Origin of the sequence: Kribbella speibonae, assembly GCF_004331375.1 — a bacterium.
GTDB classification, from domain to species: domain Bacteria; phylum Actinomycetota; class Actinomycetes; order Propionibacteriales; family Kribbellaceae; genus Kribbella; species Kribbella sindirgiensis.
Genome location: NZ_SJKC01000001.1, coordinates 1,236,863 through 1,260,502 on the forward strand (window position 1 = coordinate 1,236,863; position 23,640 = coordinate 1,260,502).

The following is a 23,640-nucleotide window of genomic DNA, read 5'->3' on the forward strand; positions in this document are numbered from 1 at the left end:
CGGTCGGGGCGCCGGACCGGCAAGGGAGAATGGCGGCCGTGCCCGCACACACTGAACACTCCGCCGAACTCTTCGCCAGAGCTTCCACAGTGACCCCGGGCGGGGTCAACTCGCCGGTCCGCGCGTTCCGCGCCGTCGGCGGCGTACCGCGCTTCATGGCCTCCGGTGACGGATGTCACATGACCGATGTCGACGGCAATCGCTATCTCGACCTGGTCAGTTCCTGGGGCCCGTTGCTACTCGGTCACGCCCATCCCGAGGTGATCGCCGCCGTCCAGGCCGCCGTCGGCCGCGGTACGTCGTACGGGACGCCGACCGAGACCGAGGTCCTGCTCGGCGAGGAGATCGTCGCGCGGACCCCGGTGGACAAGGTCCGCCTGGTGTCGTCCGGGACCGAGGCGACGATGTCCGCGCTCCGGCTGGCCCGCGGGTTCACCGGGCGCGCCAAGATCATCAAGTTCGCCGGCTGCTACCACGGCCATGTGGACGCGCTGCTGGCCCAGGCCGGTTCCGGCGTCCTCACGCTGGGCATCCCCGGTACGCCGGGCGTCACCGAGGCCACGACGGCGGACACGATCGTGCTGCCGTACAACGACCAGGCGGCCGTGACTGCAGCGTTTTCCGAGTACGGCGACCAGATCGCGGCCGTGATCACCGAGGCGTCTCCGGGCAACATGGGCGTCGTTCCGCCGCGGGACAACTTCAACGCGTTCCTCGCCCGGATCTGCACGGAAAACGGTGCACTATTCATTTCCGACGAGGTAATGACCGGCTTCCGGATCACCCGCTCGGGCTGGTACGGCGTCGACGGCGTCCGGCCGGACCTGATGACGTTCGGCAAGGTGATGGGCGGCGGTTTTCCGGCCGCGGCGTTCGGCGGTCGCGCCGATGTGATGTCCCACCTCGCGCCGGAGGGCTCGGTCTACCAGGCCGGCACGCTGTCCGGGAACCCGATCGCGACGACGGCCGGTCTGACCACGCTGCGGCTGGCGACCGACGAGGTCTACGCCAAGCTCGACGAGACCTCGCTCACCATCCAGCGCCTGGTGTCGACCGCGCTGGACAAGGAAGGTGTGCCGCACGTCATCTCGGCGGCCGGGAACCTCTTCAGCGTCTTCTTCGTGGAGTCCTCGGAGGGACCTGCCGAGATCCGGGACTTCGCCGGAGCGAACGCCCAGGTGCTGCCCCGGTTCACGGCGTTCTTCCATGCCATGCTGGACGCCGGTGTCTACCTGCCACCGAGCGCGTTCGAGGCCTGGTTCGTCAGCGCCGCCATCGACGACGACGCACTGGCCGAGCTCGAGTCCGCCCTGGCTCCAGCGGCTGCTGCGGCGGCCGCCGTACAGAACTGAAGGGACAGCGGTGACCGAAACGACGGTCGTGCACCTGATGCGTCACGGCGAGGTGCACAACCCGACCGGCGTGCTCTACGGCCGGATCCCCGACTTCCACCTGTCCGAGCTCGGCCGCGAGATGGCCGACCGGGTCGCCGAGCACGTCAAGGGCCGCGACATCGTGCACCTGGTCAGCTCGCCGCTGGAGCGGGCCCAGGAGACGATGGAGCCGATCGCCAAGGTGTTCGGCCTGACGCCGGACATCGACGAGCGGGTGATCGAGGCGGCGAACCTGTTCGAGGGCAAGAAGTTCGGTGTCGGTGACGGCGCGCTGCGCAACCCGAGCGCCTGGTGGCTGCTGCGGAACCCGTGGAAGCCGTCCTGGGGTGAGCCGTACCAGCAGCTCGTCCGGCGGATGCGGGACGCGATCGAGACCGCCCGGCAGAAAGCCGCCGGGCACGAGGCGCTGATCGTGTCCCACCAGCTGCCGATCTGGATCGTCCGGTCCGCGATCGAGGGCCGCCGGATGTTCCACGACCCGCGCAAGCGCCAGTGCAGCCTGGCCAGCCTGACCTCGTTCACCTTCCACGGCGAGCAGATCGTCTCGGTCGGGTACTCCGAGCCCGCGAAGGATCTGTTGCCGGTCAAGAACCCGAAGAAGTTTGTCGGAGGCGCCTGATGCGTCGGACGGCGTTGCTGGTCGCCGGAGTGCTCCTCGTCGCGGGGTGCAGCTCCGGCCAGCAGGCAGCGCAGAACCGCCAGGGCCAGTCGGGTTTCGTCAGCGGTAACGGCAACGTGTCGACGTTCGCCGCGGCCGATCGGAAGCCGGCGCCCGAGCTGACCGGTAAGACCCTCGACGGGACGACCTGGACGCTGTCCGAGCAGACCGGCAAGGTCGTCGTACTGAACGTGTGGGGTTCGTGGTGCCCGCCGTGCCGCAAGGAAGCGCCCGAGCTGGTCGCGGCGTCGAAGGAGCTCGGGTCCGCGGTGCAGTTCATCGGACTGAACACCCGCGACCTCGACCCGGCGCCGGCGAAGAAGTTCGTGCAGGAGTTCGGCGTCCCGTTCCCGAGCATCTACGACCCGAACGGCAAGGCGTTGCTGCGGTTCCGCGGCCAGATCTCGCCGAAGGCCATCCCGACCACGCTGGTGATCGACAAGAACGGCAAGGTCGCCGGCCGCGTCGTCGGCGAGGTCACCAAGCAGACCTTGCTCGGCATGGTGAAAGACGCGGGCTAATGGGACAGTGGTTCGCCGACTCGATGACCGGGTCGATGCTGGTGGCACTGCCGATCGCGGTGCTCGCCGGTGCGATCTCGTTCTTCTCGCCGTGCGTCGTCCCGCTGCTGCCCGGCTATCTGTCCTACGTCACCGGTCTGTCCGCGGCGGAGCTCGGCTCGGAGAAACGCGGCCGGATGCTCGCCGGTACGGCGTTGTTCGTCGCCGGGTTCTCGGCGGTGTTCATCCTCACCGGCGTGGTGTTCGGTACGGCCGGCGACCTGCTGATCGACCACCAGACCACGATCACGCGGGTGCTCGGCGCGCTGACCGTCGTCCTCGGACTGGTCTTCCTCGGCGGGTTCGGGTTCCTGCAGAAGGATCTGCGGGTGCACCGGGTGCCGGCGGTCGGGATCGCGGCGGCGCCGCTGCTCGGCGTACTGTTCGGATTCGGGTGGACGCCGTGTATCGGGCCGACGCTCGGGACCGTGATGACGCTGGCCACGACCGAGGGCAGCACCGGGCGCGGGGCGACGCTGGCCCTCGTCTTCAGCCTCGGGCTGGGGATCCCGTTCATCGTGGCGGCGCTGGCGTTCCGGCGGATGCTGTCCGCGGTGGCGTGGGTGCGCAAGCACCAGCTGCTGGTGATCAGGATCGGCGGCGTACTGATGATCGCGGTGGGACTGCTGCTGCTGACGGGAGTGTGGGATGCGATGACCGCGGACCTGCGGCAGTGGGTCGCCAACTTCGGATCGGCGGTCTGAGATGTCAGAGGTGAAGGACCGCATCGCTGCGGCCTCCGGACCGGAGGAACCGTCCGGACCGCCGGCGCTCGGCCTGGTCGGCTGGCTGCGCTGGACCTGGCGGCAGCTGACGTCGATGAAGACCGCGCTGGTGCTGCTGTTCCTGCTGGCGCTCGGCGCGGTGCCGGGATCGCTCGTCCCGCAGACGCCGATCGACCCGATCAAGGTCTCGGACTTCCTCGAGGCGCACAAGACGCTCGGCCCGCTGTACGACAAGCTCGGGCTGTTCGACGTCTACAAGTCCGCGTGGTTCTCGGCGATCTACCTGTTGCTGTTCATCTCGCTGATCGGCTGCGTCGTTCCGCGGCTTTCCGTGTACCTGAAGGGCTTGCGGGCCCGGCCGCCGAAGCCGCCGCGGAACCTGAACCGGCTGCCCGGATACCAGCGCTTCGAGCTCTCCGAGGCCGGCGACGTCCTCGAGGTCGCGACTCGCGAGCTGCGGAAACGCCGTTTCCGCGTCGAGGCGTACGACGGCGCGGTCGGTGCGGAGCGTGGCTACCTGCGCGAGGCCGGCAACCTGCTGTTCCACTTCTCGCTGATCCTGGCGCTGGTCGGCGTCGCCTGGGGTTCGCTGTTCGGCTACCGCGGCAGCGTGCTGGTTGTCGTGGGCAACGGTTTCTCCAACTCCGTCGCGCAGTACGACGACTTCACGCCGGGCCGCGCGTTCAGCGGTGACGACGACCTGCCGCCGTTCTCGCTGACCGTCAAGGACTTCGAGGTGAAGTTCCAGGAGGACGGTCCGCAGAAGGGCGCGGCGCGGGAGTTCAAGGCGCAGCTGGACTACCAGGAGACGCCGGACGCGCCGGAGAAGTCGTACGAGCTCCAGGTCAACCACCCGCTGAAGCTGGACGGGAGCTCGGTCTACCTGCTCGGGCACGGGTACGCGCCCCGGGTCACCGTGCGCGACGGCCAAGGAAATGTAGCGTTTTCCGGGCCGGCGCCGTTCCTGCCGCAGGACAGCAACTTCGCGTCGTTCGGGGTGATCAAGGCACCGGACGCGCGACCGGAGACACTCGGCTTCGAAGGCTTCTTCCTGCCGACCGCGTTCATCGGCGAGAACGGGCCGGTGTCGATGTTCCCCGACGACCTGAACCCGGCGCTGGTGATGACCGGGTACTACGGCCGCCCGCAGCCGGAGACCGGGAAGCCGGAGTCGGTGTACCAGCTGGACAAGTCGAAGCTGACGCAGTTCGAGCAGAAGAACGGCGACAAGTGGCGGCTGCAGCTCGCGCCCGGGCAGAGCGCCCAGTTGCCGGACAAGGCCGGGTCGATCACGTTCGACGGCTACAGCCGGTGGGTGAAGCTGCAGATCAGCCACACGCCGGGGACCGGCCTCGCGCTGGCGGGTATCTCGCTGGCGATCCTCGGCCTGATGGGTTCGCTGTTCGTGCATCCGCGCCGTACCTGGGTGCGGGTCCGCGAGGAGGACGGGCGTACCGTTGTCGAGGTCGCCGGTCTGGACCGCGGCCCCGAGCGCGGCCTCGGCGACGAGATCCAGGCCATCACCACAGCTTTGAAACCCGCCAGCTCGAGCACCCAGGAGCAGCCATGAGCCCGGAGACCTACGCGCAAGTCTCCAATTTGCTGATCCCGACTGCGACGGTGATCTACGCCCTCGCGATGGTTTCCCATGCGATGGAGTGGGCCCTCGGTCGTGCGGCGGTCGTCAAGACCGTTGCGGTGAAGGAAGAGGCGCTGGTCGCGTCTGACGGCGTAACAGTCTCCGGCGGCGTTGGCGACGTACCTGCTGTTGAGGAGCCGGCGTCTGAGCGGCTTGATGCGGCCAGCCGGATCGGGCTGTTGCTGACCTGGTTGGGCTTCGTGCTGCACCTCGGCGGTGTGGTGACGCGTGGACTCGCGGCCGAGCGGGTGCCGTGGGGGAACATGTACGAGTTCTCGATCACGGCGTCGCTCGCGGTCTCGATCGTGTACCTGATCTTCGTGCAGCGCTACAAGCTGCAGTACCTCGGGCTGGGCGTGACGTTCGTCGTCGCCGCCGTACTGGGTCTGGCCGCGCTGGCGCTCTACACGCCGGCCGGTCCGCTGGTTCCGGCGCTGCACTCGTACTGGCTGGTGATCCACGTGTCCGCGGCCGCGATCTCGGGCGGTGCGTTCACCGTCGGCGGCCTGGTCTCCGTGCTGTACCTGGTCAAGGCCCGCGCCGAGCGTCGCGTGCTGGCCGGCGGCACGATGTCCGCCTCGCTGCGCCGCCTCCCGAGCGCGGAGGCGATGGACGGTACGGCGTACAAGGTGCTGGCGTTCGCGTTCCCGCTGTGGACGTTCGGCGTCCTGGTGGCCGGCCCGATCTGGGCCGAGCACGCCTGGGGCCGGTACTGGGGCTGGGACCCCAAGGAGGTCTGGTCGCTGGTGACCTGGGTGGTGTACGCCGCCTACCTGCACGCCCGGGCGACCGCCGGGTGGCGGGGCCGCCGGGCCGCGACGATCGCGATCGTCGGCTGGTTCGTCTTCATCTTCAACTTCGTCGGAGTGAACCTGCTGGTCTCCGGCCTGCATTCCTACGCCGGGGTCTGACATGAAGGAGTTCGGGATCTACACCGGCCTGCGGGCGGCGCTGTTCGCCGTCTGCCTGGCGGTGCTATGGCTCGCACTGCGCACCTGGCTGTCGATCTGGCCGATCGCGCTGCTGGCCCTGATCGTCTCGTCGATCCTGTCGATCTTCGTCCTCCGCGCCGCCCGCGACCGGCTGGCCGGCAAGATCGAGACCCGCGCCACCAAGATCAGCACCCGCCTCGAGCAGGCCCGCGCCGCCGAGGACGACGACTAGGCCCCGCCTGACACCGCCGTACCAGTGGTCGACTGGTACGGAGAGTGACCTATGCCACTCGTGAATATCGGGCAAAATCGTTTGTGCATTCCTTCACATGAGTCGTACCGTGGTGGATGAAACGAAACAGTTTCGTTCTATCGGTGTTCTTGTAGCTACTCAGGGTGATGACGGTGGATGGTGCAGGCGTGCGGCAGCGACCGCGGGTCGAAGGCGGTCGTGAGGAGGAGATCCTCGACGCGACCGTCGCGGTGGTGGCCGAGCTCGGCTATGACCGGCTGACCATGGACGCGGTGGCGACGGCGGCGAAGGCCAGCAAGGCCACGCTGTACCGGCGCTGGTCCACCAAGGCCGAACTGGTCGTGGACGCGATCAGCCGGGCGAAGGGCTGCCCGATGCCGGAGGACGTCGACACCGGCAGCCTCCGCGGCGACCTGATCTCGATGGCCTGCGGCGACGGCGGTTTCACCGACGAACTGCCGATGTCGGTGGTCGCCGGGCTGCTCACCGCCCTGCACCGCGACGCCGACCTGCAGAAGGCGTTCCGTGAGCGCTTCATCGGGCCACGGACGGCAGTGACCAACAAGGTGTACGAGCGAGCCGTCGAGCGCGGCGAGATCGCGCCGGACGTCGACGTCGCGCTGCTGTCGGTGACGCTGCCCGCGGTGATCATCCACCACGCCTACATCCTCGGCATCGAGCCGACCGACGACCTGATCCTCCGAGTGATCGACAACGTGATTCTGCCTGCGGCGCGGGGGTCGCAGGTGAGCTGACCGGTGAGGGGCCGGTCCGCGATTCAACCAGGCAAGTCTGCCCAAGAGGGGAAATATCCATGTCCGAAGAAGTCATCAACGCCGATCCGCCGGAGGGGCGGCCGGTCGACGCCGAGACCGGGGCCGGCGCCCATGGCCACCGCAACCTCGGGATCGCGCTGGCGCTGATCTGCATGGCGCAGCTGATGGTGGTGCTGGACGGCACCATCGTCAACATCGCGTTGCCGCACATCAAGGACGCGCTCGGGTTCACCGACGCCTCGCTGCCGTGGGTGGTCAACGCCTACGCCCTCGCGTTCGGCGGCCTGCTGCTGCTCGGCGGGCGGATCGGGGACATCGTCGGCCGCCGCAAGGTGTTCATCATCGGCGTCGTGCTGTTCGGCCTGGCGTCGTTCGTCGGCGGTATCGCCCAGAGTGAGAGCGTGCTGCTGGCCAGCCGGATCCTGCAGGGCATCGCGGCCGCGGCCGCCTCGCCGAACGCGCTGGCACTCATCACCACGACGTTTCCGGCCGGCAAGGAGCGCAACCGCGCGATGGCCGTGTACGCCGCGATGTCCGGCGCCGGTGCGGCCGTCGGCCTGATCCTCGGCGGCGCGCTGACCGAGGCGTCCTGGCGCTGGACCTTCTTCATCAACACGCCGATCGGCCTGATCGTGGCGGTGCTGGCGTTCCGGTATCTGGGTGAGTCGGCCCGGCAGACCGGCAAGTTCGATCTCCCGGGTGCGATCACCGGCACTGTCGGTCTGACGTCGCTCGTCTACGGTCTGACGCACGCCGCCACCGACGGCTGGGGCGACACCTGGACGCTGATCTTCATCCTCGGCGGCCTGGCGCTGATCGGGGCGTTCCTCGCGATCGAGGCCCGCTCGCGGCACGCGCTGATGCCGTTCCGGATCCTCGCGAACCGGACCCGCGGCGTGAGCTTCTTCGTGATGCTCATCGTCGGTGCGGCGATGTTCTCGATGTTCTACTTCCTGGGCATCTTCGTGCAGAGCATCATGGGCTACAGCGCGATCAAGACCGGCCTGTCGTTCCTGCCGTTCAGCTTCGGCATCGTGGTTGCGGCGCAGGTCGCGTCGGCGCTCGTCGCGCGGGTCGACCCGCGGTGGATCTCGGGTGCCGGCGGGGTGTTCGTGGCGGCCGGTATGTTCGGGTTCAGCCGGCTCGAGGTCGATTCGACGTACCTGACCCATCTGCTGCCGTACATCCTGGTGCTCTCGTTCGGTATGGGCCTGATCTTCGTCCCGCTCACGCTGACCGCGGTCAGCGGCGTCGCGAACGAGGACTCCGGTGTCGGTTCCGCCGTACTGAACACGGTGCAGCAGATCGGTGGTGCGGTCGGCCTGGCGCTGCTCGGCACGATCTCCACCAGCGCGATCAAGGACAAGTTCGCCGAGCTGGCCCCGGGCCTGCAGAAGGCGGCCGAGTCCGGGCAGTCACCGGAGCAGATCAAGCAGCTCCAGGGGCAGTTCACCGCGCTCGCCACGACGCACGGGTTCACCCGGGCGTTCATCTGGTCGGCGTTCCTGGCGCTGGGTGCGGCGCTGATCACGCTGGTCGGCCTGTCGATCAAGCACAAGGACCTGGCCAACGACGGCCAGCCGGTCCACATGGGCTGATCGCCTGCCAGTACTCGAAGGGCCCGCTTCCCGGGAGGGGGGAAGCGGGCCCTTCGTCTGTATCTACAGGGGTTTGGCCATCACGAGTTCGCGCCGGACGCCGTCCGGCATCAGGTCGCCGGGCTCGTCGGTGTCGACGTACCCGTGGCGGAGATAGAGGTTGTGCGCCGGGTCGTTGCCGGGGACAACCGACAGCTTCAGCTTGCCGGCGCCGATGCCGCGGGCCCAGTCCTCGATCGCGGTCATGAGTGCGTTGCCGACGCCCTTCCCGCGGTCGGCAGGCGCGACCCACATCGAGACGAGTTCGGCGGTGCCGTCCTCGCCCGGGAATCCGCCGGCCATACCGGCCGGTGTCCCGTCGAGGGAGACGATCACCTGGTACGCACCCGGGGCCGAGAGCCGTTCCCGCCAGCGTTCCTCGGGCGCGTCGATCCAGTCCGCGAGCTGCGAACCGAACGCGAACGGAGCCTCCTCCAGCGCGGCCAGCCGGAGCTCGCGCCAGGCCTTCCAGTCGTCCGGGCCGATTGCTTGTACGTCGATCACGCGCACAGGATCGCAGCCGGCCCGGAGTCTCGACCAGTGAGTTTCAGTTTCGGGGCGGGAACTTCGAGGAGACCCAGTCGCGGACGCCGCCGAGGCCGTCGCCGAGGTCGCGGAGGAACTTGGCCAGCGGGTCCTGCGAGCGGTTGAACGCGTCGGAGTACGACTTGGCGGCGTTCTTCGCCTCCTGCGAGATCGACGCGTCGCCGTCCTCCTGACGCTTCGGGTACTCACCGGAGACGATCGTCGTGTACTCGCCCTCGTCGACCCAGCGGCGCAGCTCGTGCGCGCGGATCACGGCCAGCGGGTGCGACTGCGCCTCGAGCAGCAGCAGCTTCAGTACGCTGTCGCGCAGGTCGCCGGCACTCTCGTACTCCGTACCTTGCGCAAGGAACGCGGTGGTGTCGAGTTCGTTGAGCTGACCGCCGCTGGCGAGCTTCATCTGGACGCGCAGCGCGACCGCCGGGTCCTGCACCGCGAGCAGACCGGCCCGGTCACCGGACAGCTCCGCCTTGCGGGACCACTCGTGCAGGGCGGCGATGATCGCGCGCAGCCCGAGCGCGCCGATCGGCATCCAGCCGATGGCGCCCGTGAGGCGCATCAGCCACAGCAGGAGCGACTGGTACAGCGCGTGACCGCTCTGCGCGTGCCCCAGTTCGTGACCGAGGACGAACCGCAGCTCCTCCTCGTCCAGGCCCTGCAGCAGGGCGCTGTTCACCACGATGAACGGCTTGTCCATGCCGATCGTGACCGCGTTCCAGATCGGGCTGTTGGTGACGTACAGCTCGGGAAGCTGGCGGACGTCGAGCGTCGAGGCCGCCTCCGTGTAGAGCCGGTGCACGGTCGGGAACTGCCGATCGTCGACCCGGATCGCCGAGCCGAGGTACTGCAGCCGGAACGCACGCTCGTTGATCAGTCCCGACATCTTCCGCAGGACGTAGTCGAACCCCTTCAGCTGCCGCAGCGCGACCAGCGCACCACGGTCCGCGGGGTGCTCCCACGCCCGCGAGCTGATATCGGTCAACGTCACCCGCTGCCGCGTCGGCCGATCACTGTTCTCGGTCATCGTTCCCCCTGCCCGGTCGTCATGGGTTCCGACATTAGCTCGCGTTCGGGGTCCAGCGCGGGTTGAGCGCTACAGCCACCAACAGCGTGGGGATCCAGCCGAGCGGTACGGCGAACCAGCCGGCGCCCTGCTGGGCGGCCAGGGCGGTCGTGATGACCGAGAGCGCCGTACCGCCGAGCCAGTAGCCGAGGGCGTTCGCGGGTCGTCGCAGGGTGCCGCGGCGGTAGCCGACCCAGGCGAGGGTCAGGGTGGCCGGCAGCGCCAGGACGATCGACCCGAAGGTCAGGATCGCGAGGAGGATCGCGATGTCGGTGGGCGAGAACTCGACGGCGCCGAGCGGGATCATCGGGGCCACCCGGCGTACTGCTGGGCGTGGAACTGCTGCGGCGGCGCCTGAGGCATCGGGTGGGGCATGGGGTACGGCACGGCGTACGGCATCGGCTGGGGGCGGGCGGTCCGGCCGTACTGGAGCCTGGCGCGGCGCTCGGGCGGGAGCAGGAACCAGGCGAGGGTCCAGAGCAGCGCGCAGTCGAGGATGGCCGCGACGAAGAAGATCCGCAGGCCGACGCAGGCGGCCATGATCGCGGCCGACAGCACGGTGCTCCACGTCCAGTACCAGAGGGCGTTCCAGTACGGGTGGCGGCGAGCGCGCACGTACCCGACGGCCGCGAGCGGGACGCTCACCGGGATGGCGCCACCCAGCACCAGCGCCGCCACCAGCAGTGCGACGAACCAGTCAGGGAAATCGATCATGGGACCGATCCTCGTCGCCGGAGCGGGTGGTTGCAGAGCGTAGGAATACTCAAATCGGGCCTGAGGTCCTAGCCTGGCCCGCATGAGTGAGGTTGACGGGGTGTGCCGTGAGGTCGATCGCCGGGACGAGAAGGCGCGGGCCTGGGTGTCCGAGGCGATCCGGATCGTGGACGCCGACGCGAACCGGAGCGCGGACACGCATCTGCATGTGTTCCCGATGCCGGAGGGTTCCGGTGTGGACCTGTACCTCAAGGACGAGTCTGTGCACCCCACCGGCTCGCTCAAGCACCGGCTCGCCCGGTCCCTGTTCCTGTACGCCCTGTGCAACGGCTGGATCCACGAAGGCACCACGGTCATCGAGGCGTCCAGCGGCTCCACCGCGGTCAGCGAGGCGTACTTCGCCCGCCTGCTCGGACTGCCGTTCATCGCGGTGATGCCGGCCTCCACCAGCCCGGAGAAGGTCGAGCTGATCGAGTTCTACGGCGGCCGCTGCCACTTCGTCGAACGCTCCGGCCAGATCTACGGCGAGGCCAAGCGCCTGGCCGACGAGACCGGCGGCCACTACATGGACCAGTTCACGTACGCCGAACGCGCCACGGACTGGCGTGGCAACAACAACATCGCCGAGTCGATCTTCGGGCAGCTCTCGCTCGAGCAGCACCCGATCCCGACCTGGGTCGTGGTCGGCGCCGGCACCGGCGGTACGTCGGCCACCATCGGGCGGTACGTGCGCTACCAGCGGTACGAGACGTCGGTCGCCGTGGTGGACCCGGAGAACTCGGCGTTCTTCCCCGCCTTCGAAGCAGGCGACCACGACTTCTCCACCGGCCGCCCGTCCCGCATCGAAGGCATCGGCCGCCCGCGCGTCGAACCGTCCTTCGTCCTCGGCGTCGTCGACCGGATGATCTCGGTCCCCGACGCCGCCTCGATCGCCGCGATGCGCTTCTGCTCCCGCGTCACCGGCCGCCTCGTCGGCGGCTCCACCGGCACCAACCTCTGGGGCGCGTTACGCCTGGCCGCCGAAATGCGCCGTACCGGCGCCCGCGGCAGCATCGTCACCCTCCTGTGCGACAGCGGCGAACGCTACGGCAACACCTACTACGACGACACCTGGCTCCGCACCGCCGGCATCGACATCACCCCCTACACCACCACCCTAGAAACCTTCGCCACCACCGGCCACTGGACCGAACCGGAGTAGACCCCAGCCCGACCAGCCCGCGGGCGCGGTGGCCGGTGGTGGTTCCTCGAGTCGTGGGATACGGCGGTCAAATGCAGCCGCTATCCACGACTCGCGGCTCCCGGGCCCAACCAATCGCCACGACTCGGCGTGGTCGGCGTACGCGTGCATCGACTCTCCGACAATGCAGCTCCTGAGCCGCCTCGGGCACCGGGATCGTTAACCGGCTCGTGTGGGTGGTCGGCGCGGCCGCGGGCGCCTGAGTGTGCGTTCTCATGAGGACGTGTCGAAGGGCTGGGTGGTGCACCTGAACGTGATCACGCCCGCGCGCACGGCGCCCCACCGGCGCCCCACCAACCTGGGGAAGTCGTGGGTGGGCAATGTGGGTTTGCGCTGCTGCCCCGACCAGGGGCGAAACCCGAACAGCGGGGAAACAAAGTTGCAGATCGTGACAGTTTCTTTCCCATCAAGACAGCTCACCCGCTCCGAGGACACCACATGCCGTCGCGGGGCGCCGCCGCAACCCACGACTCGATGCACCTGACCGATAGCGGCACCGAGGACACGCATCGGCGTACCGGGAACAGGCAATGGTGACTGGGGACAGGCAATACCAGGTGCCTACCCACCATTGCCTGTTCCCTGATCCCGGACCGGTTGATCACCACCCACGCATCGGACGGGAGAGCGGGTTAACCCCTCGCGTTGGGGGTTGTCTGCTCGCATACCAGGGGACAACCCTCGACGCGTGGGGTTATCCATTCAGGTGGCTGAGCGGTTGTGCCGGGGTTTCAGGGGTGGTTGAGGCGGGTGGTTATGTCGTCGGCGAGTTTGGCTAGGAGGCGGCCTAGGTCGGCTCGGTCCTGGGTGGGCCAGTCGGCGATGACCTCGCGGAACCAGCCGATGATCGTGGACGTGTAGCGGTTTGCTGCTTCGGTGCCGGTTTCGGTCGGTTCGATCAGGCTGGCTCGGCGGTCGTTGGGGTCGGCTACCCGGCGGACCAGGCCGCGTTGTTCGAGGGCCTGGACCTGGCGGGTGACGTGTGGGCCGACGACCTGCATGCGCTCGGCGATCTCGCCGATGCGGAGCGGGCCGTCGGCCATCGCCAGTGTCAGCAGGATCCCGATCGCCGGACGGTCCAGCGCGAGCCCGGTCGCCGCGGTCGCCTGCTGGGCGAGTTGGCCGCGGTTGATCGCCGCACTCATCCGAAACAGCCGTGGCAGGAACGCCAGTTCGTCGCCGGAGTCAGCGGCCATTTGATTACCTACCTTAGGTATGTTTACTCTGAAGCAATTAGATACCTAAGGTACATACTTCTGGAAGAGGTCTCCATCATGACCACCGTTCTGATCTCCGGCGCCAGCATCGCCGGCCCCGCCCTCGCCTACTGGCTCGATCGCTACGGGTTCGACGTGACTGTCGTCGAGAAGTCGAACGCGATCCGCGGCGGCGGGTACCCGATCGACATCCGCGGCACCGCGCGGGGCGTCGTCGACCGGATGGGGCTGCTGCCGCGCCTGCAGAAGGCGCACGTCGGCACTCGGAGGATCTCGTTCGTCGACCCCGACGGGACGCCGATCGCCGCGATGCAGCCCGAGTCGCTGGTCGGCGGCGCCGAGGGCCTGGACCTCGAGGTACGGCGGGGAGACCTGGCCGACGCGCTCTACGCGCCGATCAGGGACCGTGTCGAGTTCCGGTTCGACGACTCGATCGCGACGCTGGACGATCGGGGTGACCGCGTGGACGTCGTCTTCGCGAGCGGCGCCGCGCGGACCTTCGACCTGGTCATCGGCGCCGACGGTCTGCACTCCAACACCCGCCGCCTGGTGTTCGGCCCGGAGGAGCAGTTCCACCGGTACATCGGCTACGCGTTCGCCGGCTTCACCCTCCCCAACGACTTCGGGCTCTCCCACGAAGGCGTCGTCTGGAACGTACCGGGCCGCGCCGCCGTCTTCTACGCCCAGGAGCCGGACCAGCCTGTCCACGGTTTCCTCACTTTCCGCCGGCAGGAACCGCCGTACGACGCTTTCCGCGACCCGCAGGCGCAGCGCGAACTGGTGGCCGCCAAGTTCCCGGAGCAGAGCTGGCACGTGCCGCGACTGGTGCAGGCCATGGGTGAAGCGGACGATCTGTTCTTCGACGTGGTCAGCCAGATCCACATGCCGACCTGGTCCCGCGGGCGGGTCGCGCTGGTCGGCGACGCGGCGTACGCGACGTCGTTCCTGTCCGGGCAGGGGTCGAGCGTGGCCCTCGTCGGCGCGTACGTGCTCGCCGGCGAGTTGGCGACGTACGCCGATCACGCGACCGCCTTCAGCGCCTACGAGCAGCGGATCCGCGGCTTCGTCGAGCAGAACCAGGCCCTGGTCGGCGACGGCCGCAACACCCTGGCGCCGGAAACCCAAGACCTCATCGACGCCCGCAACGCCGCACTCCGATCAGCCACCCCAGCCAGCGCCCAAGGCGGCGAGGCCCACACCGCCCTGGAACTGCCGGAGTACCAGTAGCTACCAGTTGGCGTTGCAGACGATGACCGTGCGGGTCGTGTTCGCGGGAACGTTGAGGTACGCGGTCTTGGGGGCGATCCGGCCGTTGGCGAGGCGCTTCACGATCCAGATACCGCCCCGGCCCGTGAGGTAGTGGGTCCCGGTGTCGTCGCGAACGCTGCTCGTGCGGCCGGGGCCGTTCACGTTCACGGTGGTGGGGCCGTAGTTCGCGCAGTTGAAGACGAGCTTGAGGTACGCCGTGTTCGAGGCGGCCGAAGCAGCCGGCGCGGTGACGCCGGCCGCGGGGATCGCCGCCGCCAGGGCGACCGCAGCAAGAACAGTGGACCGAACAACGCGACGCATGTGATTCCTCTTCGGAGAGTCGGGGGGCTTCCGAACGGACGGTAGGACCCCGCCAATACGCGCCACTGCCCGTACTCCGCCCGTACTCAGCCGCCCAGTGCGAGTCCGATGCCGAGGCCGATTGCGTAGAGGAGTTCGGTGAGGCCGGTGAACTTCAGGACGGGGATGAGGGCGGGGCCTACTGCGTTGCTGAGGATGATTCGGGTGGACTTGATGGCCAGGGGGAGGGCTATGAAGGCCAGGAGGGTCCAGGGGGTGGCGATGACGGAGACCGCGGCGAGGACGAAGGCCAGGGCGATCAGGGCGGCGTAGAAGCGGCGGGAGAGGGCGGCGCCCAGGACCACAGCCAGGGTGCGCTTGCCGGTTTCCGTGTCGGTGGGGATGTCGCGGAGGTTGTTGGCGACCAGGAGCGCGCAGGCGATCGAGCCGACCGAGACGGCGCCGGCGATGGCCGACCAGTGGAGGGTTTCGGCTTGGGCGTACGTCGTACCGAGGACGGCGACCAGCCCGAAGAAGAGGAACACGCTGACTTCACCGAGCGCCCGGTAGCCGTACGGCTTCTTGCCGCCGGTGTAGAACCAGGCGCCGAGCAGCGACGCGGCCCCGGCGACGAGGAGCCACCACGTGGTCGTTGCGCACAGCACGATGCCCAGCGCCGCGCCGATGCCGAGGCAGGTGAAGGCCGCGGTCTTGACGGCTCGCGGTGTGGCGACCTTGGAGCCGACCAGGCGGAGCGGGCCGACGCGGTTCTCGTCGGTGCCGCGGATGCCGTCGCTGTAGTCGTTGGCGTAGTTGACGCCGATCTGCAGGGCCAGCGCGACGCCGAGGGCGAGCAGTGCCTTCCACCAGACGAAGCTGTCCAGGTACGCGGCCGCGCCGGTTCCGACGAGAACGGGGGAGATCGCGGCGGGCAGGGTTCGGGGGCGGGCGCCTTCGATCCACTGGGCAGGGGTGGCCATGACCATCGATTGTGTCAGCCGGGAGCCGGGCGTCCGGAGGCGGGCCGTACGCTCGGTGTGTCATGTCTAGGTTGCGACTGGTTCCGGGGACGCCGGACGGGGTGTTGGCGGCGCTCGCCGGGGTGCTGGACGGCAGCGGTACGCCGTTCGCGCCGGTGCCGAGCGACCCGGCCGCGGCTGCGCGGGTTCAAGCAGCGGCCCAGCCGGACGAACCGGTCGAGGACGGCTGCGCGGTGGTGCTGACCACCTCCGGGTCCTCCGGCGAGCCGAAGGGCGTGCTGCTGTCGCGGGACGCACTGATCGCGTCGGCGACCGCCACACACGCCCGGCTCGGCGGGCCCGGGCAGTGGTTGCTCCCGATGAAGCCGTACTTCGTGGGCGGCCTGCAGATCCTCACGCGATCACTGGTCGCGGGTACGACGCCTGTACTGCTCGACGACAGCTTCACCGCGGCAGCGCGCCGAATGACCGGTGTCCGCCGGTACACCGCGATGGTGCCGACGCAGCTCGCGCGCTACCTCGAGACGGATCGGGACGCGCTGCGGTCGTTCGACGCGATCATCATCGGCGGGGCGTCCACACCCGAGCCGCTCAAACTCCGAGCCGCGGAGGCCGGCGTGACCGCGATCCCGGCGTACGGGATGACCGAGACCGGAAGCGGATGCGTGTACGGCGGCGTGCCTCTGGACGGTACGTCGATCGAGCTGGATGACGGACGCATTCTCATCAGGGGCAGCACGCTGTTCTCGGGGTACCGGTTGCGGCCGGAGCTCACGGCGGAGGTGCTGCGTGACGGGTGTTTCCGGACGCAGGACCGCGGAGAGCTCGTGGACGGGCGACTGCGAGTGGTCGGACGCGTGGACGACGTGGTCATCTCAGGTGGCGTGAACGTCACGCTGACGACCGTGCAGGCGCGACTGCTGGAGCACCCGCGGGTGAACGACGCGGTGGTCCTTGGAGCGCCGGACGCTGAGTGGGGGACCAGGGTGGTGGCATTCCTGGTCGGCGATGCTTTGGGGAGGGACGAGGTCCGGGACTGGGTCAGCCACACGCTGCCGCGGACTTGGGCTCCGCAGGAGGTCAACGTGCTGCAGGCCCTGCCGATGCTTGCCTCGGGCAAGGTGGATCGGCAGCGGTTGCTGGAGGGCGTGCGGTGATCACGTACTCGATCGGCCTCAAGAACAAGTTCCGCGGCATCACCGTGCGCGAGGGGATGTTGTACGAAGGCCCTGCGGGCTGGGCGGAGTGGAGCCCGTTCCTGGACTACGACGACGCCACCTGTGTGTCCTGGCTGCGGGCGGCGCGTGAGGCGGCTGAGGACGGCTGGCCGGCACCGGTCCGCGACCGCGTACCCGTCAATTGCACGGTGCCGGCGATTGGACCCGAGAGAGCCGCAGAGATCGTGAGGGCGTCCGGCTGCAGTACGGCGAAGGTGAAGGTCGCTGAACCGGGTCAGACGCTGGCGGACGACCTGGAGCGCGTCGAAGCGGTGCGGGATGCGATTGGCAACGGACAGGTCCGGATCGACGCCAACGGACTGTGGTCCGTGGACCAGGCCGTGCAGAACCTGAAGCAGCTGCAGCGGTTCGACCTTGAGTACGTCGAGCAGCCGTGCGCGACTGTGGAGGAGCTGGCTGACGTCAGGCGGCGAACCGACGTACCGGTGGCGGCTGACGAGTCGATCCGCCGGGCTGAGGACCCGCTGCGGGTCAAGAAGCTCAACGCCGCGGACATCGCCGTACTGAAGGTGCAGCCGATCGGAGGCGTCCGTGCGTGCCTGGAGATCGCTGAGCAGATCGGACTGCCCGTAGTGGTGTCGTCCGCGCTGGAGACCTCCGTAGGCATCGCTGCCGGCGTCGCACTCGCCGCTGCGCTTCCGGAACTGCCCTACGCGTGCGGTCTCGCGACTGTCTCGATGTTCACCCAAGAGGTGGTCGCCGAGCCGTTGCTGCCCACCAATGGCTTCCTGCCGGTCCGAACCGTCGTACCGGATCCCCAGCTGCTGGAGGCCGCGCGTGCGGACGCGGACCGGACGAAGGTGTGGGAAGAACGCCTCTCCCGAGTTAGGAGTGCCGGATGAACCCGTCCACGGCTTTCGCGACTGTGGTGGTCGACGAACTGATCCGCTGCGGTGTCCGCGAGGCCGTGGTGTCGCCCGGCTCCCGCAGCGCCCCGCTGGCACTGGCACTCGCAGCCGCCGACCGTGATGGTCGGCTCAGGCTGCACGTACGGATCGACGAGCGTACGGCGGGATTCCTGGCGATCGGTCTGATGCGGGGCAGTGGCCTGCCGGTGCCCGTGGTCACGACCTCAGGTACCGCGGTAGCGAACCTGCACCCGGCTGTACTCGAGGCGTCGCACAGCGGGCTCCCCCTGATCGTGCTGAGCGCAGACCGGCCTCCTGCTCTGAGAGGCAGTGGTGCGAACCAGACGACCGACCAGATCAAGGTGTTCGGCTCTGCGGTCCGCCTGTTCCACGAGATGGGTACGCCGGTCCGTGAGATCGGTCAGGTCGCGTACTGGCGCTCGCAGGTCGCGAGAGCTGCGGCCGTGGCCACAGGTGCTCGCAGTGCTGACCCGGGGCCCGTACAGCTCAACTGTCCGTTCAGCGAGCCGCTGGTACCTACTGATGGACCGGAGTGGCCGGAACCGTTGGACGGGCGCAGTACCGGGCCGTGGACAGCTGTGCATGCTGCGAATGGTGACCCTGCCGCAGTGTCCCCGGGGCCGAGGACTGTGGTTGTTGCTGGTGACGGGGCGTCCCAGGCCGCGCGGCTGGCTGCGGAGGCGGGGCGGTGGCCGTTGTTCGCGGAGCCGTCGAGTCGGGCGCGGACCGGGCCCGCAGTGATCAGTGCCTACCGTTTGTTGCTGCAGGCAAGCGACCTGGCAGCTGAGATCGAGCGGGTGCTGGTCTATGGCCACCCGACGTTGTCGCGGCCGATCTCGAAGCTTTTGGCGCGCCCGGACGTCGAGGTGCTCGTGGTGTCGCCGACGGGCCTGTGGCCGGATCCAGCGCGCCGCGCCGCCTCCGTGGTGACCGGGCTGACCGTCACGTCACCCGACACGACCGACTGGCTCAGACGATGGCAGGACGCCGACCAGGCGGCCCGGCCGGAGATCGACAAGGTCCTGGCGGACGGACTGAGCGGCCCGCGGGTCGCGGCGCTCGTTGGTGAGGCGGTCGGCGCCGACGGCATGCTGGTGGTCGCCTCCTCGAACCCGGTCCGCGACCTCGACCTCGCCCCGGTCGTCCCGATCCGCACGATCGCGAACCGTGGTCTGGCCGGGATCGACGGCACGATCTCGACCGCGATCGGCGCCGCCCTCGCGAACGCCGGCCCGACGCACGCGCTGATCGGCGATCTCGCTTTCCTGCACGACAGCAACGGGCTCGTCATCGGGCCGGACGAGGCCCGTCCCGACCTGCGGATCGTGGTCGTGAACGACAACGGCGGCGGGATCTTCTCCACGCTGGAACAAGGCGACCCGACCCACGCGACGCACTTCGAGCGTGTCTTCGGTACGCCGCACAACGTGGACCTGGGCGCACTGTGCGCGGCCAGCGGTACGGCGTACACGCTGGTGCGGACCGTCGACGAGCTGCGGGCCGCGCTGACGTCCACGGTCGCCGGTCTGGACGTGGTCGAGGTGCGGATCGATCGGGACGGTCACCGGCCGCTCGGCGCCGCGATGGTCGCGGCACTCAAGCAGCTGTAACAGGGACCTTTCGCGCCGGCTGCAGCGTCCGGAGGTGGCTGAGCAGCGGTACGGCCATCGCGATCACCAGCGCCGTTGTCGTGAGGATCGGGATCGTCGCGCCGCGCAGTGACGAGTTGAGCGGGGCGGCGATCGTGAAGATCAGGCTGACCGCGGTGATGATCGTGGTCAGCCGCCGTCCGGGGCGAGCGACGGCCAGGAACGGCAGGCACCAGAGGAAGTACCAGTCGTGCGCGCTCGGCCCGAGTACGACGACCGCGAGCAGTGCGACACCGACAGCCCTGGCCGCGTAGTGGATCGACGACCGAAGACTCAGCCACGCGATCAGACCGAGTGCCGCGACCATACCGACCAGGCGGACGATCTGTAGCGCTTGTGTGGCCGCGGTGTCCTCTCCCAGCCAGCCCAGTACGCCGGACGCCGCCATACCGATCAGGTTGGCGATGGAGAAGGGTGAACGAACCAGTCCGGGTACGTCGAGCGCTCCGAGCCAGCCGGAGCCCACACCGGTCAACGCACCGATCGTGACGAGCGTCAGCACCGACACTGCGCCCGCAATCACCAGACTGGCGAACCGAAGCACCCGTCCGGCCAGTGGGCTCATCACAGCGGCGATGGCGATCACCACCAAGCCACCCGGGAGTTTCACTGCAGCCGCTGCGCCGGCCACGACTGCCGCCGTACCCCAGCGGCCGGTCAGCGCGAGTGCGAAGGCGCTGCACGCCAGTCCGAGCATCAGTACGTCGTTGTGGGCCGCGCCGATGCCGTGGGTGATCAGCATGGGGTTCAGTACGACCAGCCAGGTGGCTACAGCTGTGTTGACGCGGCAGGCGATCGCCAAGCGCGGTACTGCCCAGGCGATGAGGACTATGCCCAGTACGGCGAGGAGGCGGTGCGCCAGCATGAGCAGGTACGGGTTCATGGTGAGGTGGGCGACCAGACCGCCGTACGCGAGTGGCAGGGGACCGTACGGCGCCGGTGTCTGCATCCACATCGGGTCGACGGCCTCGATGATGTGGCCGGACAGTACGCCGGGACCCACGTCGTACGGGTTGTAGCCCTCGGCGACCAGTGCGCCCTGGGCCGCGTAGCTCCAGGCGTCGCGGCTGAACAGCGGTGGGGCCAGGAGGAGCGGTGCGCTCCAGCAGGCCGTCATACGGAGCAGCGGGAGGCGTTCACCCGCCATGACGCGTCTGCCCACGGTCAGCCAGGCCCAGGCCATCAGCCCGAGCCCGGCGACCATGAACGTCAACCCGACCATCCGCCCGGCCAGGGAGTGGCGCAGCGGGATGGAGGCGACCCAAGAGGACGCAGGCACCACCGACGTCACCAGGCTCGCCAGAGCGACTACAACAGAGCCGACGACCCCACGCACCATCGGCGAACGCATGAGCGGACCGTAGCCCGCCCATGCGACACGACGATGAACAAAAGAGGTCGTCTGGGAACTCTAAGCGGATTCCTTGCGGAACGTTCTTGCGCCGACAGTCAGTCCGATGACGGTCAGTAGGACCACCCAGAACAGGCCCCAGAGTGACGACGAACTGCTGATGTCGCCGCGGAACAGGGCTCGGACGCCGTTGACCACGTGCTTCAGCGGGCTGATGTCGGACAGCCGCTGCAGCCACGTCGGACCGATCTGCATCGGCAGGAGGATGCCGGACAGCAGCAGGAGCGGCATGGCGATGCCGTTCAGCAGCGGGGCCAGTGCGTCCTCGCTCTTGGTGATGAGCGCGACGGAGTACGACAGGGACGCGAACGTGGCGCCGAGCAGCGCGACGATCACCAGCGAGAGCAGTACGCCGCCCCACGGCGCCCGGAGACCGAGTGGGAGCGCCGCGAGCAGCAGGAGGATCGACTGGACCACGAGTACGACGACGTCGCGCAGTACCCGCCCTGCCATCAGCGCCATACGGGAGGCCGGCGTGACGCGGTCGGCCTCGATGACGCCCGCCCGGTACTCCGCGATCAGGCCGAAACCGACGAACATCGCGCCGAACATTCCGAGCTGCACGATCAGGCCGGGAATGAAGACCTGGTAGGCGTTCGTGGTGGCGCCCTGGCTGATCTGGGCGGTGATCGGCTTGAGCAGCGGGCCGAACAGGAACAGGTACATCAGCGGCTGGCTGAGCATCAGGATCGACCACATCGGGTTCCGCAGCGACAGCCGCATCTGGCGGTGGAAAACGATCCAGGTCTCACGCAGGACGGTCATGCGACAGCTTCTTCCTTCTGGTCGGTGGGGGTGGTGTCCTCGTCGCGGAGCGAGCGGCCGGTCATGGTCAGGAACACGTCGTCGAGCGTCGGCCGATGGACCTCGACCCCGTGCAGCTCGATGCCCTGGGCATCGATCGAGCGGAGCAGCGCGGGCAGCACCGAACCGCCGCGGGGGATCCGGAAACCGACCACGTCGTCCTCGGTCTCGACGTCGACCGCGCCCTCGAGTTCGCGGACGATCTTCATCACCGCGGGCGCCTGCGAGGTGTCCGCGATCGAAAGCCGGACGGCGTCTCCGGAGACCTGTTGCTTCAATGCCTCCGGCGTTCCGGAGGCGACGATCTTGCCGTGGTCGATGACCAGGATCCGGTCGCAGAGCGCGTCCGCCTCGTCCAGGTAGTGCGTGGTCAGGAAGATCGTCGCGCCGCGGTCGCGGAGGCCGCGGATGTGCTCCCAGAGGTTGGCGCGCGCCTGCGGGTCGAGACCCGTGGTCGGCTCGTCCAGGAAGATCAGCTTCGGGTCGTGGATCAGGCCCATCACGATGTCGAGGCGCCGGCGCTGCCCGCCGGACAGCGTCTTGCACTGACGGCGCCACAGGCCCGGGAGGTCGAGCTCCTCGAACAGGCGCTGCCCCTCCGCGGCCGCCTTCGCCTTCGGTACGCCGTACAACCGGGCGTGATCGACCACCTCGTCGCCGGCGATCGCCTCAGGCAGGGTGCTGCCGCTCTGCGGGACGTAACCGATCCGGCGGCGCACCCCCACCGGGTCCTTCGCGAGATCGCAGCCGGCCACCGTCGCGGTGCCCGCGGTCGGCTGGATCAGCGTCGCCAGCATCCGCATCGTCGTGGTCTTACCGGCCCCGTTCGGGCCCAGAAAGCCGACGATCTCCCCGTCGGCCACCTTAAGGTCAACTCCCTGTACCGCCTGGACAGGGCCCCGCTTCGTCTTGAACGTCCGCACCAGCCCGCGCGCTTCGATCATCATGCGGGCCAGTGTGACTAATCAACTTTGACTAGTCAATCTTGATTATCGCCTCCCCAACCCATCTTTGAGAACCCACCAACCATCTCGAGGCCGCAAAAATGATCGGTGGCTTCTCAAAGTTGGCGCGCGGAGCGCGGGGAGGGCGGGGAGCGGGAGCGTGGGGAGCGTGGGGTCAGGAGGTGGGGGCGTCGGGGATTTCGCCCCAGTGGGTGACCATGCCGGGGTACGGCTCCCAGTCGGCGGGTTCGCCGGCGAAGGCGTAGGCGCCGTTGCGGATCCGGTCGAGGAACTCGCGCGTCCACTGGAGTTCGCCGGCGTCGCGCGCCTTCGTGATGCGGAACATCTCGACGACGTGGTTCGGCGTACCGGGGTCTTCCTGGATCTGGCGTTCGGCGAAGGGTTCGGACTTGAGCCAGGACTCGATCTGGGCGATCCGGGCCTCCAGCGCGGCGATCACCTCGTCGCGGCGCAGCGACCACATGAAGCTGATCGTGGCCTGCATCTTGTCCGGGTGGAACCCGTCGACGGTCCACAGCATGCCGCGCAGCAGCGAGAAGTACTCCGTCTCGCCGTCCGCGGTCAGCTTGTACGACGTCCGCCCGGGCCGGTGCGCGCCGTCCTGCTCGAGCTCCTGGAGGTACCCGTGCTTGGCCAGCGTGCGCAGCCCCGTGTAGATCGAGCCGGGGTTGACGTTCGCCCACGCCTCCACGTTCCACGTCAGCAACTCACGCCGCAGCTGGTACCCGTACGCCGGCTGGAAGATCCGCACGACGCCGAGCAGCAACAACCGCGTGGTGGACATGGTCGCAGTGTAAATCCGGGCGACCGGCGGGGGCTCGCAGG

General features: G+C 68.7%; 25 protein-coding genes. 14 read left to right on the forward strand and 11 right to left on the reverse strand.

Translation table 11 applies throughout. The features are described from left to right. Positions 1–29: 29 nt before the first annotated feature. The 9 genes from hemL to E0H92_RS06220 all read left to right on the forward strand — a co-directional run bounded on the left by hemL (position 30) and on the right by E0H92_RS06220 (position 8,535). Entirely contained in the window at positions 30–1,352 is a 1,323-nt protein-coding gene (hemL, locus tag E0H92_RS06180) for a glutamate-1-semialdehyde 2,1-aminomutase (RefSeq protein WP_131468974.1), read from the forward strand. 37 nt (positions 1,353–1,389) lie between these two features. Further along, positions 1,390–2,013 (forward strand): histidine phosphatase family protein, encoded by a 624-nt coding sequence (locus tag E0H92_RS06185; protein WP_238153509.1) that lies wholly within the window; start codon positions 1,390–1,392, stop codon positions 2,011–2,013. Next, entirely contained in the window at positions 2,013–2,573 is a 561-nt protein-coding gene (locus E0H92_RS06190) for a TlpA family protein disulfide reductase (protein WP_131495642.1), read from the forward strand. Before E0H92_RS06185 ends, E0H92_RS06190 begins: the two co-directional genes overlap by 1 nt. Continuing rightward, on the forward strand, positions 2,573–3,316 hold the full coding sequence (locus tag E0H92_RS06195; protein WP_131468980.1) for a cytochrome c biogenesis CcdA family protein: 744 nt from the start codon (positions 2,573–2,575) through the stop codon (positions 3,314–3,316). The genes E0H92_RS06190 and E0H92_RS06195 overlap by 1 nt, the downstream gene beginning before the upstream one ends. Before the next feature lies 1 nt (position 3,317). Continuing rightward, a complete protein-coding gene (gene resB, locus E0H92_RS06200; protein WP_131286727.1) occupies positions 3,318–4,907 on the forward strand; it encodes a cytochrome c biogenesis protein ResB in 1,590 nt (529 codons plus the stop codon). Then, positions 4,904–5,887: a c-type cytochrome biogenesis protein CcsB gene (gene ccsB, locus E0H92_RS06205; protein ID WP_131495643.1), complete on the forward strand. Its 984-nt coding sequence runs from the start codon at positions 4,904–4,906 to the stop codon at positions 5,885–5,887. The genes resB and ccsB overlap by 4 nt, the downstream gene beginning before the upstream one ends. A gap of 1 nt (position 5,888) precedes the next feature. Further along, complete coding sequence (locus tag E0H92_RS06210; RefSeq protein ID WP_131468984.1) at positions 5,889–6,140, forward strand: DUF4229 domain-containing protein; 252 nt, start codon at positions 5,889–5,891, stop codon at positions 6,138–6,140. 188 nt (positions 6,141–6,328) lie between these two features. Continuing rightward, positions 6,329–6,916: a TetR-like C-terminal domain-containing protein gene (locus E0H92_RS06215; protein WP_238153508.1), complete on the forward strand. Its 588-nt coding sequence runs from the start codon at positions 6,329–6,331 to the stop codon at positions 6,914–6,916. 59 nt (positions 6,917–6,975) lie between these two features. Beyond that, complete coding sequence (locus tag E0H92_RS06220; protein ID WP_131468988.1) at positions 6,976–8,535, forward strand: MFS transporter; 1,560 nt, start codon at positions 6,976–6,978, stop codon at positions 8,533–8,535. Between the two features lie 63 nt (positions 8,536–8,598). Here E0H92_RS06220 and E0H92_RS06225 read toward each other — a convergent pair whose 3' ends face one another. Genes E0H92_RS06225 through E0H92_RS06240 form a run of 4 tightly spaced genes read right to left on the reverse strand, consistent with a single transcriptional unit; the run spans position 8,599 to position 10,894 of the window. Then, positions 8,599–9,078 carry a GNAT family N-acetyltransferase gene (locus E0H92_RS06225; RefSeq protein ID WP_131495644.1) on the reverse strand — a complete coding sequence of 160 codons (480 nt, stop codon included), beginning with the start codon at positions 9,076–9,078 and terminating at the stop codon, positions 8,599–8,601. 43 nt (positions 9,079–9,121) lie between these two features. Further along, positions 9,122–10,141 (reverse strand): M48 family metallopeptidase, encoded by a 1,020-nt coding sequence (locus E0H92_RS06230; protein ID WP_131468991.1) that lies wholly within the window; start codon positions 10,139–10,141, stop codon positions 9,122–9,124. 34 nt (positions 10,142–10,175) lie between these two features. After that, a complete protein-coding gene (locus tag E0H92_RS06235) occupies positions 10,176–10,487 on the reverse strand; it encodes a hypothetical protein (RefSeq protein ID WP_131468993.1) in 312 nt (103 codons plus the stop codon). Next, positions 10,484–10,894: a hypothetical protein gene (locus tag E0H92_RS06240; RefSeq protein ID WP_131468995.1), complete on the reverse strand. Its 411-nt coding sequence runs from the start codon at positions 10,892–10,894 to the stop codon at positions 10,484–10,486. The genes E0H92_RS06235 and E0H92_RS06240 overlap by 4 nt, the downstream gene beginning before the upstream one ends. An 82-nt stretch (positions 10,895–10,976) precedes the next feature. Here E0H92_RS06240 and cds1 point away from each other — a divergent pair, with 82 nt between their 5' ends. Next, positions 10,977–12,095, forward strand: a complete 1,119-nt coding sequence (gene cds1 / locus E0H92_RS06245) for an L-cysteine desulfhydrase Cds1 (RefSeq protein ID WP_131286707.1) — start codon at positions 10,977–10,979, stop codon at positions 12,093–12,095. A gap of 770 nt (positions 12,096–12,865) precedes the next feature. Here the strand turns inward: cds1 and E0H92_RS06250 are convergent. Next, positions 12,866–13,330 carry a MarR family winged helix-turn-helix transcriptional regulator gene (locus tag E0H92_RS06250; protein WP_131495645.1) on the reverse strand — a complete coding sequence of 155 codons (465 nt, stop codon included), beginning with the start codon at positions 13,328–13,330 and terminating at the stop codon, positions 12,866–12,868. Between the two features lie 78 nt (positions 13,331–13,408). Here E0H92_RS06250 and E0H92_RS06255 point away from each other — a divergent pair, with 78 nt between their 5' ends. Next, on the forward strand, positions 13,409–14,578 hold the full coding sequence (locus E0H92_RS06255; RefSeq protein WP_131495646.1) for an FAD-dependent monooxygenase: 1,170 nt from the start codon (positions 13,409–13,411) through the stop codon (positions 14,576–14,578). On the opposite strand, the gene E0H92_RS06260 is transcribed toward E0H92_RS06255, so the two are convergent. Next, positions 14,579–14,920 carry a hypothetical protein gene (locus E0H92_RS06260; RefSeq protein ID WP_131495647.1) on the reverse strand — a complete coding sequence of 114 codons (342 nt, stop codon included), beginning with the start codon at positions 14,918–14,920 and terminating at the stop codon, positions 14,579–14,581. It lies immediately after the preceding gene. Between the two features lie 86 nt (positions 14,921–15,006). Beyond that, positions 15,007–15,879 (reverse strand): 1,4-dihydroxy-2-naphthoate polyprenyltransferase, encoded by an 873-nt coding sequence (locus E0H92_RS06265; RefSeq protein WP_131468998.1) that lies wholly within the window; start codon positions 15,877–15,879, stop codon positions 15,007–15,009. Positions 15,880–15,941: 62 nt separating this feature from the next. Here E0H92_RS06265 and E0H92_RS06270 point away from each other — a divergent pair, with 62 nt between their 5' ends. From E0H92_RS06270 to menD, 3 genes are read left to right on the forward strand one after another with little or no spacing between them, the layout of a single operon-like run. After that, positions 15,942–17,036, forward strand: coding sequence for an AMP-binding protein (locus E0H92_RS06270; RefSeq protein WP_131469000.1), 1,095 nt, complete (start codon positions 15,942–15,944; stop codon positions 17,034–17,036). Continuing rightward, positions 17,033–17,959, forward strand: coding sequence for an o-succinylbenzoate synthase (locus E0H92_RS06275; RefSeq protein WP_131469001.1), 927 nt, complete (start codon positions 17,033–17,035; stop codon positions 17,957–17,959). The genes E0H92_RS06270 and E0H92_RS06275 overlap by 4 nt, the downstream gene beginning before the upstream one ends. Next, entirely contained in the window at positions 17,956–19,596 is a 1,641-nt protein-coding gene (gene menD, locus E0H92_RS06280) for a 2-succinyl-5-enolpyruvyl-6-hydroxy-3-cyclohexene-1-carboxylic-acid synthase (RefSeq protein WP_131495648.1), read from the forward strand. Before E0H92_RS06275 ends, menD begins: the two co-directional genes overlap by 4 nt. Here the strand turns inward: menD and mptB are convergent. From mptB to E0H92_RS06300, 4 genes are all read right to left on the reverse strand, one after another. Beyond that, positions 19,583–20,986, reverse strand: a complete 1,404-nt coding sequence (gene mptB / locus E0H92_RS06285; protein WP_131495649.1) for a polyprenol phosphomannose-dependent alpha 1,6 mannosyltransferase MptB — start codon at positions 20,984–20,986, stop codon at positions 19,583–19,585. The genes menD and mptB overlap by 14 nt on opposite strands. A gap of 60 nt (positions 20,987–21,046) precedes the next feature. After that, positions 21,047–21,811 (reverse strand): ABC transporter permease, encoded by a 765-nt coding sequence (locus E0H92_RS06290; protein ID WP_131495650.1) that lies wholly within the window; start codon positions 21,809–21,811, stop codon positions 21,047–21,049. Then, entirely contained in the window at positions 21,808–22,797 is a 990-nt protein-coding gene (locus tag E0H92_RS06295) for an ABC transporter ATP-binding protein (RefSeq protein ID WP_131495651.1), read from the reverse strand. The genes E0H92_RS06290 and E0H92_RS06295 overlap by 4 nt, the downstream gene beginning before the upstream one ends. A gap of 172 nt (positions 22,798–22,969) precedes the next feature. Next, positions 22,970–23,599 (reverse strand): PadR family transcriptional regulator, encoded by a 630-nt coding sequence (locus tag E0H92_RS06300; protein ID WP_131495652.1) that lies wholly within the window; start codon positions 23,597–23,599, stop codon positions 22,970–22,972. Between the last annotated feature and the right edge of the window lie 41 nt (positions 23,600–23,640).

Excerpts from the sequence above, each read along its gene's own strand:
- E0H92_RS06295 (WP_131495651.1), bottom strand. The coding sequence starts at position 22,797 with ATGATGATCGAAGCGCGCGGGCTGGTGCGGACGTTCAAGACGAAGCGG.
- E0H92_RS06190 (WP_131495642.1), top strand. The coding sequence starts at position 2,013 with ATGCGTCGGACGGCGTTGCTGGTCGCCGGAGTGCTCCTCGTCGCGGGG.
- menD (WP_131495648.1), top strand. The coding sequence starts at position 17,956 with ATGAACCCGTCCACGGCTTTCGCGACTGTGGTGGTCGACGAACTGATC.
- hemL (WP_131468974.1), top strand. The coding sequence starts at position 30 with ATGGCGGCCGTGCCCGCACACACTGAACACTCCGCCGAACTCTTCGCC.
- E0H92_RS06260 (WP_131495647.1), bottom strand. The coding sequence starts at position 14,920 with ATGCGTCGCGTTGTTCGGTCCACTGTTCTTGCTGCGGTCGCCCTGGCG.
- ccsB (WP_131495643.1), top strand. The coding sequence starts at position 4,904 with ATGAGCCCGGAGACCTACGCGCAAGTCTCCAATTTGCTGATCCCGACT.
- E0H92_RS06255 (WP_131495646.1), top strand. The coding sequence starts at position 13,409 with ATGACCACCGTTCTGATCTCCGGCGCCAGCATCGCCGGCCCCGCCCTC.
- E0H92_RS06230 (WP_131468991.1), bottom strand. The coding sequence starts at position 10,141 with ATGACCGAGAACAGTGATCGGCCGACGCGGCAGCGGGTGACGTTGACC.
- E0H92_RS06265 (WP_131468998.1), bottom strand. The coding sequence starts at position 15,879 with ATGGCCACCCCTGCCCAGTGGATCGAAGGCGCCCGCCCCCGAACCCTG.
- E0H92_RS06185 (WP_238153509.1), top strand. The coding sequence starts at position 1,390 with ATGCGTCACGGCGAGGTGCACAACCCGACCGGCGTGCTCTACGGCCGG.
- E0H92_RS06250 (WP_131495645.1), bottom strand. The coding sequence starts at position 13,330 with ATGGCCGCTGACTCCGGCGACGAACTGGCGTTCCTGCCACGGCTGTTT.
- cds1 (WP_131286707.1), top strand. The coding sequence starts at position 10,977 with ATGAGTGAGGTTGACGGGGTGTGCCGTGAGGTCGATCGCCGGGACGAG.
- E0H92_RS06195 (WP_131468980.1), top strand. The coding sequence starts at position 2,573 with ATGGGACAGTGGTTCGCCGACTCGATGACCGGGTCGATGCTGGTGGCA.
- resB (WP_131286727.1), top strand. The coding sequence starts at position 3,318 with ATGTCAGAGGTGAAGGACCGCATCGCTGCGGCCTCCGGACCGGAGGAA.
- E0H92_RS06270 (WP_131469000.1), top strand. The coding sequence starts at position 15,942 with ATGTCTAGGTTGCGACTGGTTCCGGGGACGCCGGACGGGGTGTTGGCG.
- E0H92_RS06210 (WP_131468984.1), top strand. The coding sequence starts at position 5,889 with ATGAAGGAGTTCGGGATCTACACCGGCCTGCGGGCGGCGCTGTTCGCC.
- E0H92_RS06290 (WP_131495650.1), bottom strand. The coding sequence starts at position 21,811 with ATGACCGTCCTGCGTGAGACCTGGATCGTTTTCCACCGCCAGATGCGG.
- E0H92_RS06220 (WP_131468988.1), top strand. The coding sequence starts at position 6,976 with ATGTCCGAAGAAGTCATCAACGCCGATCCGCCGGAGGGGCGGCCGGTC.
- E0H92_RS06235 (WP_131468993.1), bottom strand. The coding sequence starts at position 10,487 with ATGATCCCGCTCGGCGCCGTCGAGTTCTCGCCCACCGACATCGCGATC.
- mptB (WP_131495649.1), bottom strand. The coding sequence starts at position 20,986 with ATGCGTTCGCCGATGGTGCGTGGGGTCGTCGGCTCTGTTGTAGTCGCT.
- E0H92_RS06240 (WP_131468995.1), bottom strand. The coding sequence starts at position 10,894 with ATGATCGATTTCCCTGACTGGTTCGTCGCACTGCTGGTGGCGGCGCTG.
- E0H92_RS06300 (WP_131495652.1), bottom strand. The coding sequence starts at position 23,599 with ATGTCCACCACGCGGTTGTTGCTGCTCGGCGTCGTGCGGATCTTCCAG.